Annotated in this window: 23 protein-coding genes; 19 read left to right on the top strand and 4 right to left on the bottom strand. The window is 38.1% G+C overall.

Annotated elements, in window-relative coordinates; all coding sequences use genetic code 11:
- Window positions 1-32 precede the first annotated feature (32 nt).
- Genes purS through purD form a run of 8 tightly spaced genes read left to right on the top strand, consistent with a single transcriptional unit; the run spans window position 33 to window position 9,064 of the window.
- Window positions 33-287 (top strand): phosphoribosylformylglycinamidine synthase subunit PurS, encoded by a 255-nt coding sequence (gene purS, locus AC3RV6_RS15700; RefSeq protein ID WP_489746909.1) that lies wholly within the window; start codon window positions 33-35, stop codon window positions 285-287.
- Window positions 284-973, top strand: a complete 690-nt coding sequence (gene purQ, locus AC3RV6_RS15695) for a phosphoribosylformylglycinamidine synthase subunit PurQ (RefSeq protein WP_489746908.1) — start codon at window positions 284-286, stop codon at window positions 971-973. The genes purS and purQ overlap by 4 nt, the downstream gene beginning before the upstream one ends.
- Window positions 957-3,188: a phosphoribosylformylglycinamidine synthase subunit PurL gene (gene purL / locus AC3RV6_RS15690; protein WP_489746907.1), complete on the top strand. Its 2,232-nt coding sequence runs from the start codon at window positions 957-959 to the stop codon at window positions 3,186-3,188. The genes purQ and purL overlap by 17 nt, the downstream gene beginning before the upstream one ends.
- On the top strand, window positions 3,164-4,585 hold the full coding sequence (gene purF / locus AC3RV6_RS15685; protein WP_489746906.1) for an amidophosphoribosyltransferase: 1,422 nt from the start codon (window positions 3,164-3,166) through the stop codon (window positions 4,583-4,585). Before purL ends, purF begins: the two co-directional genes overlap by 25 nt.
- A 14-nt stretch (window positions 4,586-4,599) precedes the next feature.
- Window positions 4,600-5,658: a phosphoribosylformylglycinamidine cyclo-ligase gene (purM, locus tag AC3RV6_RS15680; RefSeq protein WP_489746905.1), complete on the top strand. Its 1,059-nt coding sequence runs from the start codon at window positions 4,600-4,602 to the stop codon at window positions 5,656-5,658.
- Window positions 5,655-6,227 carry a phosphoribosylglycinamide formyltransferase gene (gene purN / locus AC3RV6_RS15675; RefSeq protein WP_489746904.1) on the top strand — a complete coding sequence of 191 codons (573 nt, stop codon included), beginning with the start codon at window positions 5,655-5,657 and terminating at the stop codon, window positions 6,225-6,227. Before purM ends, purN begins: the two co-directional genes overlap by 4 nt.
- A 29-nt stretch (window positions 6,228-6,256) precedes the next feature.
- Window positions 6,257-7,792 carry a bifunctional phosphoribosylaminoimidazolecarboxamide formyltransferase/IMP cyclohydrolase gene (purH, locus tag AC3RV6_RS15670; protein WP_489746903.1) on the top strand — a complete coding sequence of 512 codons (1,536 nt, stop codon included), beginning with the start codon at window positions 6,257-6,259 and terminating at the stop codon, window positions 7,790-7,792.
- Window positions 7,793-7,804: 12 nt separating this feature from the next.
- Window positions 7,805-9,064 carry a phosphoribosylamine--glycine ligase gene (gene purD, locus AC3RV6_RS15665; RefSeq protein WP_489746902.1) on the top strand — a complete coding sequence of 420 codons (1,260 nt, stop codon included), beginning with the start codon at window positions 7,805-7,807 and terminating at the stop codon, window positions 9,062-9,064.
- 109 nt (window positions 9,065-9,173) lie between these two features.
- On the opposite strand, the gene AC3RV6_RS15660 is transcribed toward purD, so the two are convergent.
- Genes AC3RV6_RS15660 through AC3RV6_RS15650 form a run of 3 tightly spaced genes read right to left on the bottom strand, consistent with a single transcriptional unit; the run spans window position 9,174 to window position 12,759 of the window.
- A complete protein-coding gene (locus tag AC3RV6_RS15660; RefSeq protein WP_489746901.1) occupies window positions 9,174-10,304 on the bottom strand; it encodes a Ger(x)C family spore germination protein in 1,131 nt (376 codons plus the stop codon).
- Complete coding sequence (locus AC3RV6_RS15655; protein ID WP_489746900.1) at window positions 10,304-11,398, bottom strand: GerAB/ArcD/ProY family transporter; 1,095 nt, start codon at window positions 11,396-11,398, stop codon at window positions 10,304-10,306. The genes AC3RV6_RS15660 and AC3RV6_RS15655 overlap by 1 nt, the downstream gene beginning before the upstream one ends.
- Window positions 11,395-12,759 (bottom strand): spore germination protein, encoded by a 1,365-nt coding sequence (locus tag AC3RV6_RS15650; RefSeq protein ID WP_489746899.1) that lies wholly within the window; start codon window positions 12,757-12,759, stop codon window positions 11,395-11,397. Before AC3RV6_RS15650 ends, AC3RV6_RS15655 begins: the two co-directional genes overlap by 4 nt.
- 351 nt (window positions 12,760-13,110) lie before the next feature.
- Between AC3RV6_RS15650 and AC3RV6_RS15645 the strand changes: the two genes are divergently transcribed.
- The 11 genes from AC3RV6_RS15645 (at window position 13,111) to AC3RV6_RS15595 (ending at window position 25,915) form a co-directional block, all read left to right on the top strand.
- The gene (locus tag AC3RV6_RS15645) at window positions 13,111-14,148 is read left to right on the top strand and encodes a DUF3048 domain-containing protein (RefSeq protein WP_489746898.1); all 1,038 of its coding nucleotides are present in this window, start codon (window positions 13,111-13,113) and stop codon (window positions 14,146-14,148) included.
- 28 nt (window positions 14,149-14,176) lie between these two features.
- Window positions 14,177-14,488, top strand: a complete 312-nt coding sequence (locus tag AC3RV6_RS15640; protein WP_489746897.1) for a YerC/YecD family TrpR-related protein — start codon at window positions 14,177-14,179, stop codon at window positions 14,486-14,488.
- Between the two features lie 86 nt (window positions 14,489-14,574).
- Complete coding sequence (gene pcrB / locus AC3RV6_RS15635; protein WP_489746896.1) at window positions 14,575-15,285, top strand: heptaprenylglyceryl phosphate synthase; 711 nt, start codon at window positions 14,575-14,577, stop codon at window positions 15,283-15,285.
- A gap of 250 nt (window positions 15,286-15,535) precedes the next feature.
- Window positions 15,536-17,770, top strand: coding sequence for a DNA helicase PcrA (pcrA, locus tag AC3RV6_RS15630; protein WP_489746895.1), 2,235 nt, complete (start codon window positions 15,536-15,538; stop codon window positions 17,768-17,770).
- 23 nt (window positions 17,771-17,793) lie between these two features.
- Complete coding sequence (gene ligA, locus AC3RV6_RS15625) at window positions 17,794-19,812, top strand: NAD-dependent DNA ligase LigA (RefSeq protein ID WP_489746894.1); 2,019 nt, start codon at window positions 17,794-17,796, stop codon at window positions 19,810-19,812.
- A complete protein-coding gene (locus tag AC3RV6_RS15620) occupies window positions 19,812-20,939 on the top strand; it encodes a CamS family sex pheromone protein (RefSeq protein ID WP_489746893.1) in 1,128 nt (375 codons plus the stop codon). Before ligA ends, AC3RV6_RS15620 begins: the two co-directional genes overlap by 1 nt.
- A gap of 74 nt (window positions 20,940-21,013) precedes the next feature.
- A complete protein-coding gene (gene gatC / locus AC3RV6_RS15615) occupies window positions 21,014-21,304 on the top strand; it encodes an Asp-tRNA(Asn)/Glu-tRNA(Gln) amidotransferase subunit GatC (RefSeq protein WP_489746892.1) in 291 nt (96 codons plus the stop codon).
- Between the two features lie 24 nt (window positions 21,305-21,328).
- Complete coding sequence (gene gatA / locus AC3RV6_RS15610) at window positions 21,329-22,792, top strand: Asp-tRNA(Asn)/Glu-tRNA(Gln) amidotransferase subunit GatA (RefSeq protein WP_489746891.1); 1,464 nt, start codon at window positions 21,329-21,331, stop codon at window positions 22,790-22,792.
- Between the two features lie 2 nt (window positions 22,793-22,794).
- Complete coding sequence (gatB, locus tag AC3RV6_RS15605; protein ID WP_489746890.1) at window positions 22,795-24,225, top strand: Asp-tRNA(Asn)/Glu-tRNA(Gln) amidotransferase subunit GatB; 1,431 nt, start codon at window positions 22,795-22,797, stop codon at window positions 24,223-24,225.
- Between the two features lie 153 nt (window positions 24,226-24,378).
- The gene (locus AC3RV6_RS15600) at window positions 24,379-24,948 is read left to right on the top strand and encodes a thioredoxin family protein (protein ID WP_489746889.1); all 570 of its coding nucleotides are present in this window, start codon (window positions 24,379-24,381) and stop codon (window positions 24,946-24,948) included.
- Between the two features lie 55 nt (window positions 24,949-25,003).
- Window positions 25,004-25,915 (top strand): diacylglycerol kinase, encoded by a 912-nt coding sequence (locus tag AC3RV6_RS15595; protein WP_489746888.1) that lies wholly within the window; start codon window positions 25,004-25,006, stop codon window positions 25,913-25,915.
- A 46-nt stretch (window positions 25,916-25,961) separates the two neighbouring features.
- On the opposite strand, the gene AC3RV6_RS15590 is transcribed toward AC3RV6_RS15595, so the two are convergent.
- Window positions 25,962-26,402: an NUDIX hydrolase gene (locus AC3RV6_RS15590; protein ID WP_489746887.1), complete on the bottom strand. Its 441-nt coding sequence runs from the start codon at window positions 26,400-26,402 to the stop codon at window positions 25,962-25,964.
- Window positions 26,403-26,678: the final 276 nt, after the last annotated feature.

The raw sequence follows: 26,678 nt of genomic DNA, 5'->3' as shown, positions 1-26,678 counted from the left end.
AATTTAATATCATTCCATTAGGAGGAAAAAAAATGACTAAAGTAAATGTATATGTAACGCTTCGTGAAAGTGTAGTAGATCCACAGGGGATTGCGACTAAAGATGCGCTTCAAAACTTAGGATTTACAGAAGTTGAAGGTGTTCGCATTGGTAAACTTATTGAACTTGAGATTGATGGAAAAACGATAGATATAGATGCACGTGTTAAAGAGATGTGCGATAAGCTACTTATTAATAAAGTGATTGAAGACTACCGTTACGAAATCGGGGAGGTTGCGAGCAAATGAAGTTCGCTATTCTAGTTTTCCCGGGATCAAGTTGTGACATCGATATGCACCACGCGATTAGTGTTGTTCTTGGAGAAGAAGTTGAATATATATGGCATTTAGAGGCTGATAAGCTCGTAGATTTTGATGCAGTAATTATTCCACACGGCGCAGCTTATGGCGATTATCTTCGCCCGGGTGCACTTGCAAAAGGTTCTATTGCTATTGAAAGTTTAGTAACATTCGCAGCCTCGGGTAAGCCAGTTTTAGGTGTTGGAAATGGTTTTCAAATTCTAACAGAAGTTAATATTTTACCAGGTGCATTTATTCTGAATGAAGGACTCAAATTCAGGTCTGGAAGAGCTAAGTTATCTGTTAAAAACGCTAACTCAGCTTTTACATCTCAATACGATAAGGATCAAGAGATTACAATTCCATTCGCACATCAATTTGGGAATTATTATGTAGATGAAAAAACTGTACTTGAACTTCAAGAAAATAATTTAATTGCCTTTACATATGTAGATGGAAATGGTGACGGCAGTATAGCAGATATTGCTGGTGTTCTAAATGAACAAGGAAATGTACTAGGCATTATGCCATTACCTGAACGTGCAGTCGAAGAAATTATCGGAGGAACAGATGGGTTATCTCTCTTTAAATCAATCTTAAAAGGGTGGAGTGAAAAAAATGTCAGCAATGCATGAACCGAACACTCAACAAATTATAGACGAGAAACTATATCTTCAAATGGGTATGACTGAAGAGGAATTTGAACGCGCTGTAAATATGTTAGGTCGCCTTCCGAATTATACTGAAACGGGTTTATTCTCTGCAATGTGGTCTGAACATTGCTCATATAAAAGCTCTAAACCAGTCCTTCGTAAGTTTCCAACATCTGGTGAACGTGTTCTTCAAGGTCCAGGTGAAGGTGCAGGTATCGTTGATATTGGAGACAATCAAGCAGCTGTATTTAAAATGGAATCCCATAACTCACCGTCAGCAATTGAACCTTTCATCGGTGCTGCAACAGGAGCAGGTGGAGTATTACGTGATGTCTTCTCAATGGGAGCTCGACCAGTAGCACTTGTTAATTCACTCCGTTTCGGAGATTTAACGGATGCGCGGGATCGCTTTTTATTTGAAAAAGCTGTTTCAGGTATTGCGAGTTACGGAAATGCGATTGGAATTCCAACAATTGCAGGAGAAGTACAATTTGATAATTGTTATTCAAAACGCCCACTTGTAAATGCAATGGCTGTTGGTTTATTAAATCATGAAGACATTCAAAAAGGTGTTGCGGCAGGTGTTGGTAATATCATTATGTATGCTGGCGCGACTACAGGACGCGACGGTATTCATGGGGCGACGATGTCTTCTGTCGAACTTACAGTAGATGAAGATGCAGAGTTACCTGTAATGCAAGCGGGGGATCCGTTCCTAGAAAAATTAGTGATGGATGCCTGTCTTGAACTTGTTAAAACAGATATGCTTATCGGGATACAAGATATGGGAGCGGCTGGTTTGACGTCTGCATCAGCTGAGATGGCTTCCAGTGCTGGACATGGTGTAGAGATGAATCTAGACCTTGTACCGCAACGTGAAGAAGGTATGACGGCTTATGAAATGATGTTATCTGAATCTCAAGAACGTATGTTAATTGTTGTGAAAAAAGGCCGTGAACAAGAAGTTACTGATCTTTTTGCGAAATATGGTGTTGAGGCTGTTGCGATTGGTACAGTAACTGACGATAAAATGCTTCGTCTTCTTCATAAAGGGGAAGTTGTAGCGGAAGTGTTGGCCGATGCACTTGCTGAAGACTCACCGGTTTATCATAAGAAATCCGAGGAACCTGCTTATTATAGAGAATTTCAAGCGATGGAAATGACTGAGCCGGTTGTAGATGATTTAGGTGAAACATTAAAAGCGCTATTAAAGCGTCCAACTATTGCTTCTAAAGAGTGGGTTTATAATCAGTTTGATACACATGCAAGACGCAATACTGTCGTAGCTCCAGGGTCATCTGCAGGTGTCATTCGTGTGGATGGAACGAATAAAGGTCTTGCGATGACGTCTGACTGTAATTCACGTTTTGTTTATTTGGATCCAGAAATAGGCGGTAAAATTGCAGTTGCAGAAGCTGCTCGTAATCTAATTTGTTCTGGAGCAGAGCCTATTGCGATTACGGATTGCCTGAACTTTGGTAGTGCGGACAAGCCAGAAGTATTTTGGCAGTTTGAGAAAGCTGCAGATGGTATATCTGAGGCGTGTATTAAATTGAACGCACCTGTAATTAGTGGAAACGTTTCATTATCAAATGAAGTAAATGGCGTTCCGATTTATCCGACACCGACGATTGGTATGGTTGGGCTCGTTCACGATTTGTCGCATGTAATTACAACAGAGGCAAAAAATGCTTCAGATGTTATCTATGTTATTGGTGAAGCAGCACTTGATTTCGGTGGTAGTGAACTTCAACAAATGTTGGATGGTAAGATTTCAGGGAAAGCCCCATCAATTGACTTAGATGTTGAAGCAGCTCGTCAACAAACACTTTTAGCCGCAATTCAAAACCATCTAGTCGAATCAGCAACAGACTTGTCAGAAGGTGGATTATCAATCGCACTTTGTGAGACATTGTTTGGTGCAGAAGGTTTAGGTGTAGAGGTAACACTATCTGAATCACCAGTTACTGCTTTATTCAGCGAAACACAATCTCGTTTCCTTGTAACTGTTAAAGAAGAGAATGTTGCTGCGTTTGAAAAAGCAGTGACAGATGCGTTGAAGATTGGTCTCGTAACAGCAACTAATCGTGTTGTAATTAATGGGAATGAAAATGCAGTACTTATAGATGGATCTGTGGAAGAATTCCGTTCTGCTTGGAAGGGAGCTATTCAATGCTTGCTGAACTCAGAGGTTTAAACGAAGAGTGCGGCGTGTTCGGTATTTGGGGTCGTGTAGATGCGGCGCAGATCACTTATTATGGTCTGCACGCATTGCAACATCGCGGACAAGAAGGAGCCGGAATTGTTACTAAAGAAGGTAGTAAATTTCATGTAATTAAAGGCGAAGGTCTAGTCAATGATGTATTTTCTGGCAATGGAATAAATGATTTAAAAGGAAACTCTGCAATTGGACAAGTTCGCTACTCAACAGAGAATGGTCGTGGCATTGAGAATGTTCAACCACTCGTTTTCCGTTCAACAACTGGAAGTCTTTCCGTTGCTCATAACGGGAACATTGTAAATGCAGTTGAATTAAGGGAGCATCTTGAACGTCAAGGTAGTATTTTTCAGACTAATTCGGATACAGAGGTTTTAGCGCATTTAATTAAAAAAAGTAGTGGTTCTTTAAATCAACGCGATCGTGTGAAGAAAGCGTTGGCGATGCTTAAAGGTGCATTTGCGTTTGTCATTTTAACAGATGATGGATTAATGATTGCACAGGATCCGAATGGTCTTCGTCCACTATCAATAGGGAAAATAGGTAATGCATGGGTGGTCGCATCTGAGACATGTGCTTTCGATATTATTGGTGCAGAAACAGTCCGTTCGGTTGAGCCGGGTGAACTGATTACGATTAATGATAAAGGTTTACATTCGGATCGCTTTGCGCCAGCCGCTGACCGTGCGATTTGTTCGATGGAATATGTTTATTTCGCACGACCGGATTCTAATATTGATGATATTAACGTTCACATGGCAAGAAAGCGTTGTGGTAAACAGCTTGCGCGTGAAATGAAAATTGAAGCAGATGTTGTAACTGGTGTACCTGATTCAAGTATTTCAGCAGCTATTGGATTTTCTGAAGAGAGTGGAATTCCATATGAACTTGGGTTGATCAAAAGCCGTTATGTGGGGCGGACCTTTATTCAACCATCGCAGGAGTTACGAGAACAAGGCGTTAAGATGAAACTTTCTCCTGTACAGCAAGTCGTGAACGGGAAAAGAGTAGTCATGGTTGATGATTCCATCGTGCGCGGAACAACATCTAAACGGATTGTTAATATGTTAAAAGAGGCGGGCGCGACTGAGGTGCATGTTGTGATTGCTTCCCCCCCACTTGTTAGTCCATGTTTTTACGGAGTGGATATTAGTACGGATTCTGAATTAATTGCAACTGGGAAAACGATTGAAGAAATTTGTGAAATAATCGAAGCAGATTCACTAACATTCTTATCTCCTGAAGGAATGATAAATGCAATAGGGCGTCCAGATAAAACAAAAAATTGTGGTCAATGTTTGGCTTGTTTCACTGGAGAATATCCGACGGAGATTTATTCGGATACCGTTTTACCATATAAAAAAGAGATTATTTGATAGGGGAATTATCGATGTCTAATGCATATGAAAAAGCAGGTGTCAATATAGAGGCTGGGTATGAATCAGTCGAAAGAATGAAATCACATGTTGAGAGAACTGTACGTAAAGGGGTTGCCGGAACATTTGGTGGCTTTGGTGGAATGTTCGACCTTTCTGCACTCAAATTTAAAGAACCTGTTCTTATTTCGGGTACAGACGGTGTTGGAACTAAGTTAAAGTTAGCTTTTATGACTGATAAGCATGACACAATTGGTATTGACTGTGTTGCGATGTGTGTCAATGATATCGTTGCACAAGGCGCGGAGCCACTTTATTTCCTTGATTATATTGCACTTGGAAAAGCAGTTCCTGAAAAGGTTGAAGCGATAGTTAAAGGAATAGCAGATGGCTGTGTTCAATCGGGTGCAGCACTTATCGGAGGAGAGACGGCGGAAATGCCAGGTCTTTACAAAATCGATGAATATGATTTAGCTGGGTTCGCTGTAGGTGCTTGTGAAAAAAGTGATGTCGTTACAGGTGAGAAAATTGTTGAAGGTGACGTTCTTGTTGGGATCGCATCGAGCGGTATTCATTCCAACGGTTATTCACTCGTTAGAAAAGTAGTGCTTGAAGATAATAATTATAAAATTGAAGATATTATCGAAGGATATGAAGAACTCGGAACTGTCGGTAATGCATTATTAGAACCAACAAAAATCTATGCAAAACCAGTTCTTCAAATGCATAAAGAATTAAATGTTCACTCAATGGGGCATATTACGGGTGGCGGATTCTTCGAGAATTTACCGCGTATGTTACCTGAAGGATTCGCAGCTACTATAGATTTAGATTCATGGCCAGTTCTTCCAGTATTCAACATGCTAAAGGAAAAAGGCGAGCTATCTGATAAAGATTTATATAGTGTTTTCAATATGGGAATAGGTTTTGTTGTTGCATTACCAAAAGCTGATGCTGATAAAGCGATTCAAATTGCCGCTGAACATGGTGAACAAGCATTTATTATTGGTCATGTCGCAAAGGGTGATGGCGTCGTATTTAACGGTAGCCATGACGGGAGCCTTACGAAATGATTCAGAAACCTAAAATTGCCGTTTTCGCATCTGGAAGCGGCAGTAATTTTAGCGCACTAGAAGAAGCGTGTAGTGTTGGGGAATTAAACGCGGAAGTTGTACTTATGGTGACGAACAAACCTGAAGCTTATGTTGTTGAACGTGCAGAACAAGCAGGAATTCAAGTTGCTTCATTTCAACCGCAAACATTTGAAACGAGAGAAGCTTATGAAGAAGAAGTTCTGACCGTACTTCATGAAGTAGGTGCTGAGTGGATTGTGCTAGCTGGTTATATGCGTCTTGTAGGTCAGACACTTTTGTCTGCTTATCCTTCACGTATTGTAAATATTCATCCGTCACTTCTTCCTTCATTCCCAGGAAAAGACGCCATTGGTCAAGCTGTTGTACATGGCGTGAAAGTGACTGGGGTTACTGTACATCTAGTTGATGAGGGTATGGATACTGGTCCTATTCTCGCGCAGCGTGCTGTTGATATTGTAGATGGAAATATAGAAAAAACGGCGGAAGCTATTCACGCTGTAGAACATGACTTGTATAAGGAAGCATTAAACGAGCTTTTTGGTCGTTAATAAAAGAAGACAATTGGAGGATTTTATTCGTGAATAAACGTGCATTGCTTAGTGTGTCAGACAAAAGTGGTATTTTAGAATTTGCGCAAGAACTTGTTGGTCTTGGTTATGAACTATTATCTACAGGTGGAACGATGAAACATTTAGCGGATAACGGCGTTGCAGTAACGGCTGTAGATAGCGTAACTGGATTCCCTGAAATTATGGAAGGGCGCGTAAAAACACTTAACCCGATGATTCACGGAGGACTACTTGCGAAGCAGGATAATCCGGCACACATTGCTCAAATGAAAGAACATGGTATTCAACCAATTGACGTTGTTTGTGTAAATTTATATCCTTTCAAAGAAACGATTTCAAAGCCAGATGTATCTGTTGACGATGCGATTGAAAATATTGATATTGGTGGACCAGCAATGCTTCGTGCATCTGCAAAAAATCATGCGTACGTTACAGTTATTGTTGATGCAGAGGATTATACTCAAGTTCTTGTAGAACTAAAAGCAGATGGTAAAACAACAGATGAAACACGCAGACGACTTGCGGCAAAAGTGTTCCGTCACACAGCGGCATACGATGCACTTATTGCAGGTTTCTTGACTGACCTCACAGGTGAGGAATTCCCAGAGACAATTACAAATACATATGAATTAAAACAACCACTTCGTTATGGTGAAAATCCGCACCAAAAAGCTGCTTTTTATAGCCGTCCACTTGGTTCAGATTTCTCTATCGCATATGCGAATCAATTACATGGTAAAGAACTTTCTTATAATAATATTCAAGATGCTAACGCAGCGATTCAAATCGTTAAGGAATTCGATCTTCCTGCAGCAGTTGCAGTTAAGCATATGAATCCTTGCGGAGTAGGTACAGGTGAGACAATTTCCGAAGCTTTCAATAAAGCTTATGAGGCAGATTCAATGTCAATATTTGGCGGCATTGTTGCTTTGAATCGTGAAGTAGATGTGGCAACAGCTGAAAAACTATCGACTATATTTCTTGAGATTGTAATTGCACCATCATTTACAGAAGAAGCACTTGAAGTATTAACAAAGAAACAAAACATTCGTCTATTAACGATTTCATTTGATCAACATAAAAAAGATCAATGGAATACTGTTTCAGTTGAAGGTGGCTTACTCATTCAACAACCAGACGCTTACGGTTTTAAAGATGCAGATATTCGTGTAGCAACAGATCGTGAACCTACTGAAGTTGAGTGGGAAGCACTAAAACTAGGTTGGGCAGTAGTGAAACATGTAAAATCAAATGCAATTGTTGTAACTGATAGTCAAATGACGCTTGGTGTTGGCGCGGGTCAAATGAACCGAGTTGGCGCAGCAAACATCGCACTTACACAAGCTGGTGAACGTTCTAAAGGGGCGGCGCTTGCTTCAGATGCATTTTTCCCAATGGATGATACGGTTGAAGCGGCAGCTAAAGCTGGAATTACAGCAATTATTCAACCAGGCGGATCGAAAAAAGATGAAGATTCTATTAAAAAAGCAAATGAATATGGCATAACAATGGTGTTTACAGGCGTTCGTCATTTCAAACATTGAGGAGTGAATTCATTGAAGGTCCTTGTAATTGGTAGTGGAGGTCGTGAGCATGCGATTGCTAAACAATTTAACAATTCTCCGTCTGTTGCCAAAGTATTTGTAGCACCTGGTAATGACGGTATGGAAAGTGATGCCGAATGTGTAAATATAGCGATTAATGATTTTAAAGGACTTACTTTATTTGCGAAACAAAATGATATAGATTTAACATTTGTTGGACCTGAGCAGCCACTTTCGGAAGGTATCGTTGATTACTTCAATGATAAGGGATTGAATGTTTTCGGTCCTACGAAAGCGGCTGCGCTAATAGAAGGAAGCAAGTCATTTGCAAAAGAGTTAATGAAAAAATACGATATTCCAACTGCTGGTTACGGCACGTTTACAGATGCTGAAGAAGCAAAGGCATTCATTAGGGAACAAGGGGCACCTATTGTGATCAAAGCGGATGGTTTAGCGGCTGGTAAAGGTGTTATCGTTGCTATGACGCTTAATGAAGCACTTGATGCTGTCGATGATATGATTGGCAATCAAAAGTTTGGGGAATCATCATCCAAGGTTGTCGTTGAAGAATTTCTTGACGGTGAAGAGTTTTCTTATATGGCTTTTGTTCATGAAGGTCAAATTCATCCGATGGTTATTGCACAAGATCATAAACGTGCCTTTGACGGTGATTTAGGTCCGAACACAGGCGGAATGGGTGCTTATTCACCTGTTCCACAAATCTCAGATAGTATTGTGGAAGAAGCATATGAAAAAGTCCTCGTTTCAACAGTTAAAGCGATGATTGCAGAAGGCACACCATTCACGGGGATTCTATATGCAGGATTAATATTGACTGACGACGGTCCTAAAGTGATTGAATTTAATGCGCGTTTTGGAGACCCTGAAGCACAAGTTGTGCTACCAAGAATGGCGTCAGATTTTGGTGAATTCATGACCGCACTAATGGCAACTAAATCATTCGAATTAAAATGGCATGATGAAGCAGTATTAGGAGTTGTCATTGCATCTAATGGATATCCAGGAGATATTGTAAATGGCGCATCGCTTCCGAATTTAGATGGTTTGGCAGACGTTGAACTTGACGTGTTCCATGCAGGCACAAAATTTGATGGTGAACATTTCATAGGCAATGGCGGACGTGTTATTCTTATTACCGCAAAATCAAATACTTTAAAAGAAGCACAGCAAAAAGTATATAAAGGATTGTCTCAACTCGAGTGGGACGGATTCTTTTATCGGAAAGATATTGGTTGGCGCACGTTTGAATGAAAACAGGCGATTTCCCATTTATGGGGAATCGCCTGTTTTGATGTTCGGTTTTTATAACTTAAAAGTTCCAAGTAATTGAGGGTCTTTTTAGATTCCCTTTCAAAGCGTATTACTCAACGGCACCTATACTTTGAATATCCATTTTAAAATCGATATTGAATTCTAAATCCGGATATATCTCTTCCCACTTTTTAACGGAATTTTTGTTATTTAATCTAGTTGCTCTATACCTGAGGCCAAAACCGATTGGGTCTAGTCCTTTTTCCTGCGCGGATGTAAATACATCCATGACTACTTTTTTCAAATCTTCAGCAGCTAACTTATTATACTCATCTAATTTGTGAATGGATAAGCGTTTACTTGATTCAATTACATTTGCGGTAACATTGATTTTAATATCAGCTGTTGGCGGTCGACCTTTTTCTGTTTTAATTTTATATTTCATTTTAAACTTACTAACATACAACAACAATGATTTGTCATCTAAATTTGCCTTATAACTATATCCAGTTGCATCATTTACAAGAGAATTATAGTAAAGCGTTTGGATTGAATTATATTCAAATGGTTCGTGACTTTTTTTGATAATGACTGCTTTATTAATAATTAACTCCGTCTTTTCTTCATTCGCTTCAACTATAGGAATAACAGCATCTATTCCGTCTGCAAAAAAATCACGTCTAAATTCAAAAAGAAATGTTGTTAAGATGAAAGGACTATCTGTACCGTTATTATCAAAGAAGTTAAATAACGCTACAGTTGCTGCAGATTCAGTTTTAGGTTCCACTTTTAAAACCTCTTCTGCCGTAGGTTTTGCAGCGGCTACCCATGAAATAAGCTGAATATCACCCCTTCTTGTAAAATAATCCATGAAAATTCCGATATTATCAGCACTTTCAGCTAATACCTTTTCATTGATTACGATAAGTCTTGTGTGCCCAAAATCGATTACTTTATCGTTATGCGTTTCCATCATGCGAATAGCATCTGACATAGAATCACTTACATGTGACATATAGGCATAAGCGGGACCGGCGGATTGCTTAATAGAGCCAATAGGTAGTGCAAGCTTTAAAGTGACTTTGAATTTCCCCTTTTCATTTTCGGCAGGATCAATACCAATTGCCACTACGAAACTTCTTTTATCAATATCTTTGAAGCTACAGCCAGAAAGAAGGAAACTTGACAGTAAAATAATAGAAGAGAAAAGGATGGTCATAACTTTACGAGAACTAGACATTATGATTTTGCCCCCCTATTTACAGCTAAGATAGATATTAAAAACAAAACGACAAATATAGGCAGTGTATTATAAAAATACCTTCCGTATTGAAAGAGTTCAGTTGCAGTTATTTCTTTAGTTATGATTATTGAAATTATGATAAATAATAAAGTAAATAAATGTAGAGTAAGATTTTTATCTTTCCACTTTAATTTCTTAAATTGAAAGATACTTTTTAGTAATTGAGCGCTTATATGCCAATGAATGACAATACTAATAAATGAAATCGACACGAAAAAGAACATAAAGATAAAAACAAGTCGTTCAATAATACCAAATCGCATCCTGACTGAATCGGTAGTTGAAATCCAGGGATAAAGTAGTTTGTCTATATTATCGAATCCACCTAATCCTATTGGCATAAAGTACGTTGTAAATAGGACGAGTAAACCTAATAAACTAACGAGGGTTAGGTGTTTCATGCCTATAGATTGCTTCTTCAAAAAGTAACGATTAAAAATAAATAGATTGAAGACACCCATAAATAGGAATGTTGAAGCCGTAATAGAGCTGAAATCTGGATAATTATTGACATGCATCATGGCTACTTTTACAAAATCCCAGCTAAACTGTTTGCTACTGTATGCTTTTAAAAAAATTAAAACACCAATAGGAATATACATGATTAGTATAATTTCAATCGTGTGTAGTAAGTTTTTTGATTTTATTAAGACGCCGTATGACGCAACTATCAAAAAAGGAAGCGTCATAACAATGAGTGACATTTCAGGTGTTAAAAAAGTGATTAACATAAAGGTATAAGTAATAAGTGTAATGAGACCTGCGAGATACCACGTGATTGCAAAGTAAAAAAGGATAGGTGTATAAAACCATTTAGGTGTATTCATTTTCATTAATTCTGGTAAACCTTTACCCGGGTACTTGTTGAAGAAGAGAATAACGATATATATTAGAATCAGCCCTGTGACTAAGCCTAGTCCCATGGAGATGATTGCGCCATTTTTGCTTTTAGCAAGTAAAACCCTTGGCACGACAGATGAAATGTTCGATATCATATTGACGAGGATTATATAATAAATAAATCGATTCATCCGCTATTCACCTTTTTTTCTTCATCTTTATTCTTGTTAAAAAATTGTAGATAAGGTTCTCCGAAACTTTCGAAATTTACGAGATACATGATGATAAATACAAATCCGAGAATCAATCCAATAATTCCAAATAGTGATGAGAAGACAATCAGTATTAATCTAACTACTCTAACAGCAAAACTTAATTCATTAATAGGGATTACAAACGTTGCTATCGCTACAGCAGCTACAACGATAATCATGATGTTCGATGCAAGTGCTGCTTCAGTTGCTGCCGTGCCCAATATTAGACCACCAACAGTTGTAGCAGTAGCACTTATCGCTTTTGGAAGACGTATACTTGCTTCAGTTAAAAGTTCCATAAAAATGAGCATGAAAAGTACTTCAATATAGGAAGGATAAGGAACACCAATTCTACTTCCTGTAACGGTTAATGCAAGTTCTGTTCGAAGAATTTCTGGAGAAAATGAAGTGACTGCTACATATACACTTGGTAAAAGTACGCAAGTGAATAGTCCAAAATAACCAAGAACAGTTCCAAATAATGAAATCCAATACGTATGGTAGTTATCTTCCATAGATACCATAAAATCAAAAAAGACGACGGGCATAATAATGGCGTGAGGACTACCATCTACTAAAATAATGACTTTCCCGGCTGTCAAATTATAAATCATGCGGTCGGGACGTTCGGTTAATATAGTTGCTGGAAAAAGATTGAACCTTCCATTAGTTAAAAAGAGGTTGAGTTCTCCTGCGGATTGCACAAGTGGAGCGTCTAATTTATTCAGTTTGTCTTGAACTATTTTTAAAACCTTTCTGTTAACTGTTGTTTCATCGTAGAGAATTGCAATAGCCCGATGTGATTTATCTTTTAGCTCCATTACTTCCATGGCCAAGTTAGGTGTGTGATATCTTTGTCTTAATATATTTATATTTGTTTCTAAGCTTTCACTTAGCGCAAGCTGTGGTCCATGGATTGTTGATTCCATAACGGTATCTAAAACAGTGTCTGAGTTAACTTTTTTTAAATCTAGAAGAACAAGTCTGTCTTGTATTACTATGAGAACGAAACCTCTTGTTAGTCTTAAAATAAGTTCCTCTTTGGGTGGTATATCTGTTTTATCTGGAAGTAAATTGATATACGTTTCAAAATGTTCTTGTGAAGACATTTCAAAAAAAGGCTTTATAATCATGTCCTGTATTTTATCGCCATCAACTACCGATTTAAGGTAAAAGAGAAATGCCTGTTTTTCATCTATTTTTAAAGGGATTTGAATAATATCAATTGTAGGTTGTAGTTCAGCAACTAGGTCTAGTACTAGTTGTGGTGGTTTTTGTTCATCTGTAGAACGATTCATGTTTAACAGACCTCCTGTCGATATACCTTTTTTCTGCCTGGAATTAGTTCAACATAAATAGGTTGTCCGAAATTATAGAAATTCAACCCTAAATAGATAGAATCGGGTTAAAAAAGTCACGACTTAATGACATAAAAAAGACTTTAAGTTATTAGGATTAAACAGTGAAGTACTCTACTTTTATGATGACTGCTATGCTACTATTGAAGAGAATGAAGTAGATTAAAATGGATTCTTCTTGATTAAAATTATCAGGGTAGTGTTAGACATGGTGTAATAAAAAATACATTTTCCGATTACGGAAAGATTGGGGAAATCATGAACAATAAAAGGGGCCTGTGGATTTACATAATGATTGTAATGCTTTTATTGGTAGCTTGTTCAAAAGAAGAGCAAGGGGAGAAGCCTGATCTATTACCTCCAAATGATGAAAATGTAATAAAAGATCAAGAGGAAGCAGAAGAGCCTGAAGAAGCAGGACTTAAATATATGGCGCCTCTTACAGGTGTGATGACAGATAAAGAAAATAAAATGCGTCCAGTACTTGCGACAATTAATAATCATCCCGAAGCAAGACCGCAATCTGGCATAAGTGATGCAGATATAGTTTATGAATATCTTGCAGAGGGAAATGTTACCCGTCTACTCGCTTTATACCAAAGTGAATTACCTGAAGAAATCGGACCAATTAGAAGTGCGCGTGATTATTTTATTTATACTGCAAAAGGTTTAGATGCATTTTACGTGGCACATGGTTATAGCCCTGACGCGTTGGAACTCCTTCAATCAAAATACGTTGACCATATAAATGGTATGCAGCATGATGGGACACTGTTTAAAAGGTCGAAAGAACGTAAAGCACCACATAATTCTTATACATCAAATGAAAGTATTCTTACTGGTATGAAAGACTTGGATGTATCAATGGAAATAAGTAAGATGCCATCTCTTTCTTTCCATGAAGCGCTTGGAAGTGTTAAAATAGGTGATAGTGCGAAAAGGATAGTTGTTAAGAACGGAACGCATCCGAATTACACGAGTACATATACGTATGATGATGCGATTGGGATGTATAATCGGTCAGTAAATGATATTTTAACGATAGACAAAGCAAATAATAAACAGGTGGAACTAGCAAATATTCTAGTTTTTGAAACAAATTATAAAACCATTGATACGGAAGGGCGCCAAGCTGTCGATATTGAATTAGGCGGCAAAGCGTTGCTATTCCAAGCAGGGGTTACAACAGAATTAGATTGGGCAAATATTGACGGCGTTCTCGTGCCGATTGAAAATGGGGTACCTGCAAAACTTGTCCCTGGAAAGACATGGATCCATATCATTTCAAATACACCAGGTACTGAATCAGCCGTTTCTTTCACCCCTTGAAAAAACCAAATAGAGAGAGGGAGAAATCATGCAAGTAGATAAAATACGCGGACCTCATACTGACCAATTATTTAAAGCAATTCTTGAACTAAAAGATTTAGATGAGTGTTATCAATTTTTTGATGATCTCAGCACAATTAGTGAAATTCAATCGCTTACACAACGCTTAGAAGTAGCGCGTATGTTGATGACGAAAAAAACATATGATACTATCCAGCATGAGACAGGTGCAAGTACAGCTACAATCTCACGAATACGTCGCTGTGTCGATTATGGTTCAGGTGGATATGAAAAAATATTAACTAGACTTTCTTCAAATGATGAAGATTTAAATACTTAATAGCGACAATACCTATTTGAAATAACAGCCGGACGGGTCAAGAATCCGTTTGGTTTTTTTGTTATAATAAGGAGAGGTTACTAAAATTGGAGTATACAACATGGCGTCATGCCTTTAAATTAGATCCTGCTAAGGAATTATCAGATGAAACGTTAGAACAAATTGCTGAATCTGGTACTGACGGAATTATTGTTGGCGGAACTGATGATATTACATTAGACAATGTGCTTCATTTACTCGTTAGAATTCGTCGATATGCCGTTCCAGTTGCATTAGAAGTATCGACTGTTGATTCGGTTACACCAGGATTTGATTTTTATTTTATTCCAACAGTGCTGAACGCAACAAAAGTTGAATGGATTAACGGTATTCACCACAGTGCGCTTCGGGAATATGGACATATGATGAATTGGGATGAAATTATAGCTGAAGGGTATTGTATTTTAAATCCTGACTGCAAAGCTGCAAAATTAACTGGTGTTCAAAGTGTACCGGATGAAGAAGATGTTATTGCATATGCACGCATGGCGGAACATCTTTTCAAGTTACCCGTCTTTTATATGGAGTATAGCGGAACTTACGGCGACCCAGAAATTGTACGAGCCGCTTCGAAAGTGTTGAACAACACGAAGTTGTTTTACGGCGGTGGAATTAGAAATGTAGCTGATGCTAAAACGATGGCTAAAATTGCAGATACAGTTATAGTCGGAAATGTCGTTTACGAAAATTTAAAGGATGCACTCTTAACTGTTGAAGCTGTGAAATCTATTGCTTTAACTGATTTCAGCGGGGGGTAAACCCCGCTAAAAGCAGTTAAAGCCTCCGGAGAGGAATGAAACCCAATTCCTCTTGGATGTCACAGATTTTCAGGGGAGATTTGGAAGGTAGTCTAAGCTCGCGACATCCTGTCGCAACGACTGCATGACCTACTTCCTGTAGTCCTCAAGCTCGAAAAAAATCTGGACGCAATTAAGCCAAAGCGTAATTGATTTTATAAGTAAGAAAGTATACAATAAAAGAACAAATGTTCCGAAAGGGCGATATAATATGAAAACAATTGCAGAAAACTTACTTATAGGTATGAATCCTGAACAAGCACGTGCAGTGAAAAAGACAGAGGGCCCCCTCCTTATTATGGCAGGTGCAGGTTCTGGGAAGACACGCGTACTTACGCATCGCATTGCTTATCTCGTCGTTGAAAAGGAAGTGTATCCCTCTAATATACTTGCCATTACATTTACGAATAAAGCGGCGCGTGAAATGAGAGATAGAATTGATGGGCTACTAGGTTCAGGAACGGGCGAGCGGATGTGGGTCTCAACATTTCACTCTATGTGTGTCCGTATTTTACGTCGTAATATTGACCAAATAGGCTTTTCAACATCATTTTCAATCCTCGATTCTTCGGATCAGTTGACAGTCGTTAAAAATGTTTTAAAGGAATTAAACTTGGATCCAAAACAAAATGAACCGCGCACTATGCTCAACGCCATTAGTTCTGCAAAAAATGAATGTATGGATGCAAAGGCGTATCGTGCACAAATTAATAACTTTAATCCATATGAGAAAACGATTGCTGATGTCTACGATGCTTATGCTAGAAGATTGCGTCAAAACCAATCACTCGATTTTGATGATTTGATTATGATGACTTTAGTTTTATTTGAAAGTATTCCAGATGTACTTCAATTTTATCAAAATAAATTCCAGTATATACATGTTGACGAGTATCAAGATACGAACAATGCGCAGTATCGACTTGTGAATATGTTAGCGTCGAAATTTAATAATCTTTGTGTAGTTGGAGACTCGGATCAGTCAATCTATAGATGGCGTGGTGCAGATATTGGCAATATCTTATCATTCGAAAAAGATTATAAAGATGCTGAGGTTATTATGCTGGAACAAAATTATCGTTCTACAAAGCGGATATTACAAGCAGCAAATGACGTAATTACTAATAATAGGACACGTTATGATAAAAAACTGCATACGGATAATGACGAGGGTGACTCGATTTACATATACAAAGCGAGTGATGAAAAAGATGAATCACAATTCGTTGTAGGAAAAATTTTAGAACTTCAAAAAGAAGAGCAGTTGAAGCTTGATCAGTTTGCTATTCTTTATAGGACAAACGCTCAGTCTCGTCAAATTGAGGAATACCTAGTGAAATCGAATATTGACTATACGATTGTTGGTGGAACAAAGTTCTATGAGAGAAAAGAAATTAAGGACTTACTATCTTACTTACGGCTTATTGCGAATAACGAAGATGACTTGGCATTAGCTCGTGTTATTAATGAGCCAAAGCGTGGAATTGGTGCGACTTCATTTGAGAAAATGGCACACTTTGCGATTATGCAGGACCGGTCTATATTTGATTCGCTTCAAGAAATCGACTTCATGGGCGTAACAGGAAAAGCAGCAAATGAAACTGCAAAATTCCGCGATTTGATTGCTGGATTTACAAAAATGCAAGAATTTTTATCGGTTTCAGAACTAGTTGATGAAGTACTTGATAAGTCCGGTTATCGCGAGGCGCTTCAACGTGAGAAAACAATTGAATCTGAAAGCAGACTTGAAAATATTGAAGAGTTTCTTTCGGTTACAAAATCATTTGAAGGCAACGCTGAAACAGAGGATAAATCACTTGTTGCATTCCTAACAGACTTAGCACTTATCGCAGATATTGATTCACTTGACGAAGAAGAAAATAAAAATGCTGAAAAAGTCGTCTTAATGACAATGCATGGTTCTAAGGGACTTGAGTATCCAGTCGTATTCATTATTGGAATGGAAGAGAATGTGTTTCCGCATTCCCGTTCAATGGGTGATGACGAAGAAATGGAAGAGGAGCGCCGTCTTGCTTATGTAGGGATAACACGTGCAGAGCAGAAGTTATACTTGACATCTGCAAGGTATCGAACACTTTACGGTCGTGCAAGTTATAATAGACCTTCACGTTTCATAGCGGAGATATCTGATGATATAACAGAAGAGATTTCAGAAAATGATGGCTTTGCTAGTAGTAACAAGAAGCCGGGACGACAAATTTCTACTGAAAGACGTTCCGCAGTTACAAAACCTGTATATAAAACGAGTGGTGGAGAGAAGATGGGATGGAATGCGGGTGACAAAGCAGTCCATAAAAAGTGGGGCACAGGCATGATTGTTAGCGTTAGAGGATCTGGCGAGGAAGTTGAGCTTGATATCGCGTTTCCTGAGCCTGTAGGTGTAAAGCGACTGCTCGCAAAATTTGCCCCAATCGATAAGGCATGATTTGCCAAGGAGGAGATAGGTAAATGGAAAAGATTGAACTTGAAAATCGAGTGGAAGAGCTAAATAGTCTCCTCCATAAGTATGGCCATTCATATTATGTACTAGATAAGCCGCTCGTTCCAGACTCAACTTATGATGACTATATGCAAGAATTACTTAGAATTGAAGCCGAGTTTCCAGATTTAATATTTCCTGATACCCCGACTAGTCGTGTTGGGGGGGAAATATTAACTGGATTTGGTAAAGTGACACATGAAACGCGTATGCTAAGCTTATCGAATGCATTTAATGAAGCTGACATACGTGATTTTGATAGACGTGTTCAAGAAGCTACAGGACCTAAAGTGTCTTATATATGTGAGTTGAAAATTGATGGACTTGCGATTTCACTTAGATATGTAGATGGGGTATTTACACAAGGTTCAACGCGTGGTGATGGTGCTATTGGTGAGGATATAACCGAGAACTTGAAAACAATACGATCGATACCACTTCGACTAGCTGAACCCGTATCAATCGAAGTTCGTGGAGAAGCTTATATGCCGAAAAAGTCTTTTGTTCAATTAAACGAAGCACGTGATGAGGCAGGCGAAGAACCATTTGCTAATCCTCGAAATGCAGCGGCTGGCTCACTTCGCCAGCTCAATCCAAAAATTGCTGCAAGTCGCAACTTAGCAATTTTTGTTTATGCAATCGGTGGGGATGCTAGTGAATACGGATTGGATGGCCATTTAGATGCACTTAAGTATGTAGATAGGTTAGGTTTTGAAACGAATAAAGAACGACAGCAATGTCAGTCAATTGATGAAGTAATTAAATACATTGAAAAATGGACTGAACATAGGACATCTCTTAATTATGATATTGATGGGATTGTCATTAAAGTAGAAAGTTTTGAAGACCAAGAACAGCTCGGTTACACAGCGCGTAGCCCGAAGTGGGCAACTGCATTCAAATTTCCAGCAACTGAAGTATTGACAAAATTACTTGATATTGAGCTAAGTGTTGGACGGACAGGTGTTGTCACACCGACAGCGATACTCGAACCAGTTCTCGTTGCAGGATCGACAGTTGGACGAGCTTCTCTTCATAATGAGGATTTGATTAAAGAAAAAGATATCCGTATAGGAGATACCGTTATTATTCGAAAAGCAGGAGATATCATACCAGAGGTTGTTGCACCTATTATTGATAGTCGAACTGGCGATGAAAAACCGTTTACGATGCCAGAGGTATGTCCAGCATGCGAATCTACACTTATTCGTTTTGAAGAAGAAGTCGCGCTTCGTTGTGTAAACCCTAAATGTCCCGCACAAATGAAAGAAGCGATTTTTCATTTCGTCTCTCGAAACGCAATGAATATTGAAGGAATAGGGGAACGAGTAGTAGACCAGTTGTATAAGGAAAGTCTTGTTCATGATATATCTGATTTATACACTTTAACAAGGGAACAGTTGATTGAATTGGAGCGAATGGGTGAGAAGTCGGTTTCTAATTTATTGACAGCAATTGAAAGATCTAAAGAAAATTCGCTAGAAAAGATGTTGTTTGGATTGGGTATACGGCATGTGGGTGAAAAAGCGGCAACTATTCTTGCTGAAGAATATGGATCACTTGATATGCTCATGCAAGCTACACCAGAACAACTAATTTCAATTCACGAAATCGGTGATAAAGTTGCAGAGTCTATTACAACTTATTTTAGTAATGAAGATGTACTAGAAGTTCTGCGGAAGTTAGAATCATATGGATTGAATATGGCATACAAGGGGCAACTTAGAGAAAATGTACCAACAGATGGTGTCCTTGCTGGGAAAACGATTGTTTTAACAGGAAAGTTATTTGAGCTAACACGTGGAGAAGCTAAAAAAAGAATTGAAATGCTTGGTGGAAAAGTAACGGGCAGTGTTAGTAAGAATACAGATATTGTAGTTGCAGGAGAAGATGCTGGTTCAAAACTTGTCCGCGCCGAAGAATTAGAAATTACAGTGTGGAATGAAGAAAAGTTACTTGATGTACTAGGTAAAAAGGAGTCGGATTAATGAAGAAAATTAGTGTGTTACTAGGATTAATCGCTGTACTCTTATTAGGTGGATGTATTCCATCATTCGGTGAACAAGATAAAGAATTGATTCAAGACAACGAAGAAAGTGTAGAAGAAACGGTAATTATTCCAGATATACAGCTGAAAGAAGAATTTTACCGTACGCTTTTACCATTTAAGAAAAGTGCAAGTCGTGGCTTAATACTTAACAATGTTCGAACTAAGTACGATATTCAAGAGTCAGAAGAAGGTTTGTTACGCCTTTCTACACAACATTTTGATCCTAAGAACCACTTTTTCCAAGAAGGGCAACATATTGATGAAGAAATGGCAACCTCTTGGCTGAGAAGAAAATCTGCCGACAATCGAGAAGGACTGAATCCTGAAACAACTGAAAAAATGTCAGAAGAAGAAATTGCGGAAGAAGCACCGAATTACCTTGCGCATATCGTCGAACAAAATTTCCTTGTGATGACAGATGATAAGAAAGTTAGATTAGACGGTATATCAATCGGTCTTGCACTTAATTCAATCTATTATTCGAGAAGTGGAAAAGAAACCGATATTCCCGATAAAGTATTAGAGGAACAAGGAACATTAATAGGAGAAGAAATTGTAAAACGGTTACGTTCACAAGAAGGCCTCTCAGAAATACCAATCGTCATAGGTCTATTTAAGCAAGAAAGCCGAGAATCAATTGTTCCGGGCTATTATTTTGCAACGACATATGCTGAAAAAGGTAAGGCACCATCAGGTTGGAAGCTCGTAGACGAGAAATACGTCCTTTTTCCAACTGGGAATAATGATGAGAAATACCGAGAAATGAACACTTCATTCAAAAACTTTAAGCAAGCAATTGATGATTATTTCCCTAGCTTTGTAAATACAATTGGACGTGGATTTTATAAAAATGGAACAGTCAATTCTTTAGAAATTGAAATCCCAATTCAGTTTTACGGAACAAGCGAAACAATTGGCTTTACACAATACTTAACAGGGCTAATTATAAAATATTTCCCGAATATATATACAGAAGTTAGTGTGACGTCTGTAAATGGACCAGAAGCGCTAATCGTTAAAAAAGTCGGAGAAGATAAACCGTTTGTCCATATATACGGCTACTAAAACAGTAGGACTTTCCATCATATTTTTTTGATGCTATAATTGAACGTACAATGCAATAAAGAGGAGGAGAAGAAATGACTAAATTTACAAAAGAAGAACTACTAACTGTTGCTGGTTTTAGCTTTATATTCATCTCAGATGAAGAAGCAGAAGTCTATACAGCACAGTTGGCACCTAAAATAAGTAATCATCTAGATAAAATGAATGAACTCGATACAGAAGAAGTCATTCCGATGATGCATGTGAAGCAAAATGTAAACGTGATGCGTCAGGACATAGTCGCTGAAGTACTAGACCGTGAAGAAATGTTGACAGGCATTATTGAACATAAATCTGGCGGGATTAAAGTACCAGCGGTTCTTTAATCAGTAGAAATAGGAGGGAAAAAGATGACATTATTTTCTAAAACAGCAACAGAACTTCAGTCGTTGTTACATAATAAAGAAGTTTCCGTTAAAGAATTAACAGAGGAATCATTATCTCGCGTTGCGAAAATTGATGGCGATGTAAAGGCGTTTTTGTCCGTGAATGAAGGACAAGCTTTAGCGACAGCAGAAAGATTAGACAATGAACCTATGGAAAACCGCGGACCACTTTTCGGTTTACCTATTGGTATAAAAGATAATATTGTAACAAAAGGAATTATTACAACAGCTGCAAGTAAAATGTTGGAAAACTTCATGCCTATATATGATGCAACAGTTGTGGAGAAAGTTAACGCGGCAGGGCTCGTAACAATTGGGAAATTAAATATGGATGAATTTGCAATGGGTTCTACTACAGAAACATCAGCATTCCAAAAGACACATAATCCATGGAATTTAGATTACGTTCCAGGTGGTTCTTCAGGTGGTTCAGCTGCAGCAGTTGCTGCGGGAGAAGTTCTATTTTCACTCGGAACAGATACAGGTGGTTCTGTAAGACAACCAGCTTCATATTGTGGTGTAGTAGGAATGAAACCTACATATGGTCGTGTTTCGCGCTTAGGCTTAATTGGGTTTGGTTCTTCTTTAGATCAAGCAGGACCGATAACTCGTACAGTTGAGGATAATGCACTACTTCTTAGCGCAATTGCTGGTTTCGATAAAAGAGATAGCTCGTCATCAAATAAGGAAGTTCCGAATTATAAAGAACAACTTACTGGCGATATTAAAGGCTTGAAGATAGGCGTTCCAAAAGAATATATGAGTGATGAAATGGGAGAAGAAGCTAAACAGGCAGTACTTGATGCATTGAAAGTACTCGAATCACTAGGTGCTGTTTGGGAAGAAGTATCTCTTCCACATGCATCATATGCACCTTCTGTTTATTATTTTCTTTCTTCAGCAGAAGCATCATCGAATCTTGCACGCTTTGACGGTGTTCGTTTCGGTTACCGTTCTCCAAATGCAAAAAGTTTAGATGAGGTTTATAAACTATCTCGAAATGAAGGTTTCGGCGAAGAAGTGAAACGACGTATTTTACTTGGCACATACGCTTTAGGTGCAAATCAATATCATCCTATTTATAAAAAATCACAGCGTGTTCGTGCATTGATTGCACAAGATTTTGCGGATGTATTTGCAAAATATGATCTCATTATCGGACCAACTACACCAACGCCTGCATTAAAATTAGGCGACAAAACTGTTAGCGAAACAATCCATAACGCTGGTGATGTACTATCTACACCTATCAATCTTGCCGGCGTTCCAGCAATTTCAGTACCGTGCGGATTTTCAAACGGATTACCACTTGGCTTGCAAATTATCGGAAACCATTTCGATGAGGCAACGATTTATAAAGTGGCACATGCATATGAAAAAGCAACTGATTTTCATACCCGCACTCCGGCCATATGGGAGGAGAAGTAAATATGAATTTTGAAACTGTAATTGGACTAGAAGTCCATGTAGAACTTAAAACAAACACTAAAATATTTTCATCAGCGCCATCTCATTTTGGTGCTGAACCAAATGAAAATATCCATTTAACAGATCTTGCTTATCCAGGGGTTTTACCTGTACTCAATGAGGCGGTTGTTGAATTCGGAATGAAAGCATCAATGGCTCTAAACTGTGATGTTGCAACAGATATGCACTTTGACCGCAAACACTACTTCTATCCAGACAACCCGAAAGCTTATCAAATTACACAAGAAGATCGTCCAGTTGGTAAAGGTGGATGGGTTGAGATTGAAGTAGATGGTAAAAAGAAGAAAATTAGACTAAATCGAATTCATTTAGAAGAAGATGCAGGGAAACTAAACCACACAGATTATGGCTATTCACTTGTCGATTTAAACCGTCAAGGAACGCCACTTATTGAGATTGTTTCTGAGGCAGATATCAGTTCTGCAGATGAGGCATATGCTTTCCTTGAAAAGTTAAAAGCAATTATTGAATATACAGGCGTTTCAGATTGTCGTATGGAAGAAGGATCACTTCGTTGTGATGCGAATATTTCCCTTCGTCCGGTTGGACAAAAAGAGTTTGGTACAAAGACAGAGATTAAAAACATGAACTCATTTAATTTTGTTCGTAGAGGTATTGAAGTTGAAGTTGAACGTCAAAAGCAACTGTTATTAGCAGGAGAAGAAATCGTTCTACAGACGCGTCGTTATGAAGAGGCTACTGGAAAAACGACACTAATGCGTATTAAAGGTTCATCCGATGATTATCGCTTCATTAATGATCCGGATCTTCCAGAAGTTCATATCGATGAAGAGTGGATGGCGCGTGTCCGTGCTGAAATTCCAGAACTTCCTGACGCTCGTAAAGAACGTTATATAAATGATTGGGATCTACCAAAATACGATGCTATGGTTCTAACTTTAACGAAGGAAATGGCTGATTTCTTTGAAGCAACGGTTGAAGCCGGTGCTGATCCAAAACTTGCTTCCAATTGGCTTATGGGTGAAGTGTCTGCGTATCTTAATTCAGCACAGAAGCAACTTGCTGAGACCGCATTAACTCCTGCTGGATTAACAAGTATGATTAAGCTCATCAAAGACGGTACAATTTCTTCGAAGATTGCGAAGAAGGTATTTAAGGAACTTATCGAAGAAGGCGGAGACGCTAACGATATCGTCAAAGCGAAAGGTCTTGTTCAAATTTCAGATGAAGGCACACTTCGAACAATGGTTTCTGAAACACTCGATGCAAACCAACAATCGATTGCTGACTACAAAGAAGGAAAAGACCGTGCAATTGGCTTCCTCGTTGGGCAAATTATGAAGGCGTCGAAAGGTCAAGCGAATCCACAACTCGTCAATAAAATTCTTTTAGAAGAAATAGGGAAACGATAACCTTTTAGAAACGTTCTATGTAGTAAGCAGAAGCTTGCGACATAGGGCGTTTTTTTATGTTAAAGAAATTAAAATCAGTCATAATTCTGTTTCAAGAATTTGCTACAATCAGTTTGGAATCGTACAATAAAAGAAAAGGAGTGTGTTTGTTGAATGAAGTCAGAAAAACAATATTTCGATGAAGCAATATCACTCGTAACATATATGACTAAAATGACTACACATAAGGACAATTCTTTATTGATATACGAACAATTTGAATGTCCAGAGGACGATGAATTTATTGCAACATTAAAAAACGTTAAGCCAAATATCCTTGTCATTACGGAAGATTGGTGTGGTGATGCGATGATGAACAATCCAATTCTAAGGAAAATATCTGAAGCTTCTAATTTAGATGTCCGCGTGGTATATAGGGACGAAAACCCTGATTTAATTAATCGACATTTAACGAATGGTGGTAAGTCAATACCGATATATTTAATGCTTAATCCTGAAGGGGAAGTCATTGCGAAGTGGGGGCCACGTGCTTCATTAATTCAAGACTACGTACTAGAATTGCGCAAATCATTACCAGCGGCTGATGCCCCTGAATATAAAGATGAGCAACAAAAAATTATTAAAAGAATTACGGCAGAATATACATCCAAACCTGAATATTGGTTAACTGTTTACGAAGATATACGTAAAACATTTTTTCCGGTATTACAAAAGGCTGTTTAACATAACTATTTAATTTAAAAGTCACTAATATAGTGAAGAGAGAAAGGGAATTCTTATGAAACGTGCTAGAATCATTTATAATCCGACAGCCGGTCGTGAAGCTTTTAGAAAGAATATAGGCGATGTATTAGAGAAGTTAGAGCTTGCAGGCTATGAAACATCATGCCATGCAACAACGTGTGAAGGCGATGCTACAGAAGCTGCAAAAGCTGCAGTAGAAAGAGGCTTTGACCTTATTGTTACGGCCGGTGGAGATGGAACGTTGAATGAAGTGATTGCAGGTGTTAGTCCATTTGAAAATCGACCGAAGATTGGACTTATTCCAATGGGGACGACAAATGATTTTGGACGTGCGTTAAAGATACCCCGCGATATTGATAAAGCGCTAGATATTATTATTAAAGGCGACTCAATCCCGGTAGATGTTGGACTTATGAATGGTCGTCATTTTATTAATATTGCTGGTGGTGGAAGAGTAACGGAGCTTACTTATGATGTGCCAAGTAGATTAAAAACAGTACTAGGACAGCTTGCGTATTACTTAAAAGGGATTGAAATGTTACCTTCAGTTAAATCTTCTCGTGTAAAAATAGAATATGATGGAGAAGTTTTTGATGACGAAGCGATGTTGTTCCTTGTAGGATTAACGAATTCAGTCGGTGGATTTGAACGACTTGCCCCAGATTCAAGCTTAAATGACGGTAAGTTTACTTTGCTTATTTTAAAAAAGTGTAATATTGCGGAATTTATACGTATTGTATCGCTTGCATTACGCGGCGATCATTTAGATGATCCGCTTATTATTTCTAGTAAAGCAGAAAAAATTACAGTAACATCACCCGAGAAAGTGCTTTTGAACTTGGATGGTGAATACGGAGGACAACTGCCAGCTGAATTTCAAAACTTGTGCCGTCATATTGAAATGTTTGTACCATTGGATAAAATACGAAAACAAGATTTAATATAAAAAACTGCATGTCCGTGAGTATTCACGGGTACATGCAGTTCTTTTTTTAAAGTATAAGCGCGATAGCTTGATCTTGATTTAACGCAAGTTTAGGGAGTTCACTAATGGGTACAAAATAATGGCAATAGGTTTGTTTAGCATCTTTCCCATCGCCTTCAACACGGTATTCCCATTCTGTGCGATTCTCTCCTATATAGGAGAGATGAAAAATGGTTCGTTCGTATATTTTATTTTTACTCTTAGGATAGTGATTTGTTTTATTTACTTTTCCTTTAAGTTCAAGCTCGTTCCGAGTAATCCCAGTTTCCTCTTCGATTTCTCTATAGAGGGCATCAATGATTAACTCATCATTTTCAATGGTACCACCTGGAACTTGCACTCCAGCTTCTTCATTATCCTTATGCTTGAACACAAGGATTTCCAAATTCGGTTCTTCACCTCGGGTAATGTAACCTAATACTTTTCTTTTTATTTCCAATATGTTCACCTCTTTTACTGTGTTATTACATATTACACAATATTTCAAATACTAACAAGTAAGAAGTTCATACAAAATTCATTGAACCTTACTTGAAAGGTCATTATTTATCGTTATATTAAGGTGGAAATGGGTATAAATTAAAAGAGAGCTTGTTACTGAAAGGAAGTGCAAGATGTATAAGGTGCATGAAAAACGCCTAATGTGGCTCGCATTTATCATAGCGGGAATTATATTACTTTCAATAGTCGGCAGACTGTTTTGAAAATTAAGGAGGTTTATTCC

Source organism: Sporosarcina sp. So3-204 (assembly GCF_058068165.1).
This window is presented reverse-complemented; position numbering and strand designations above follow the sequence as displayed.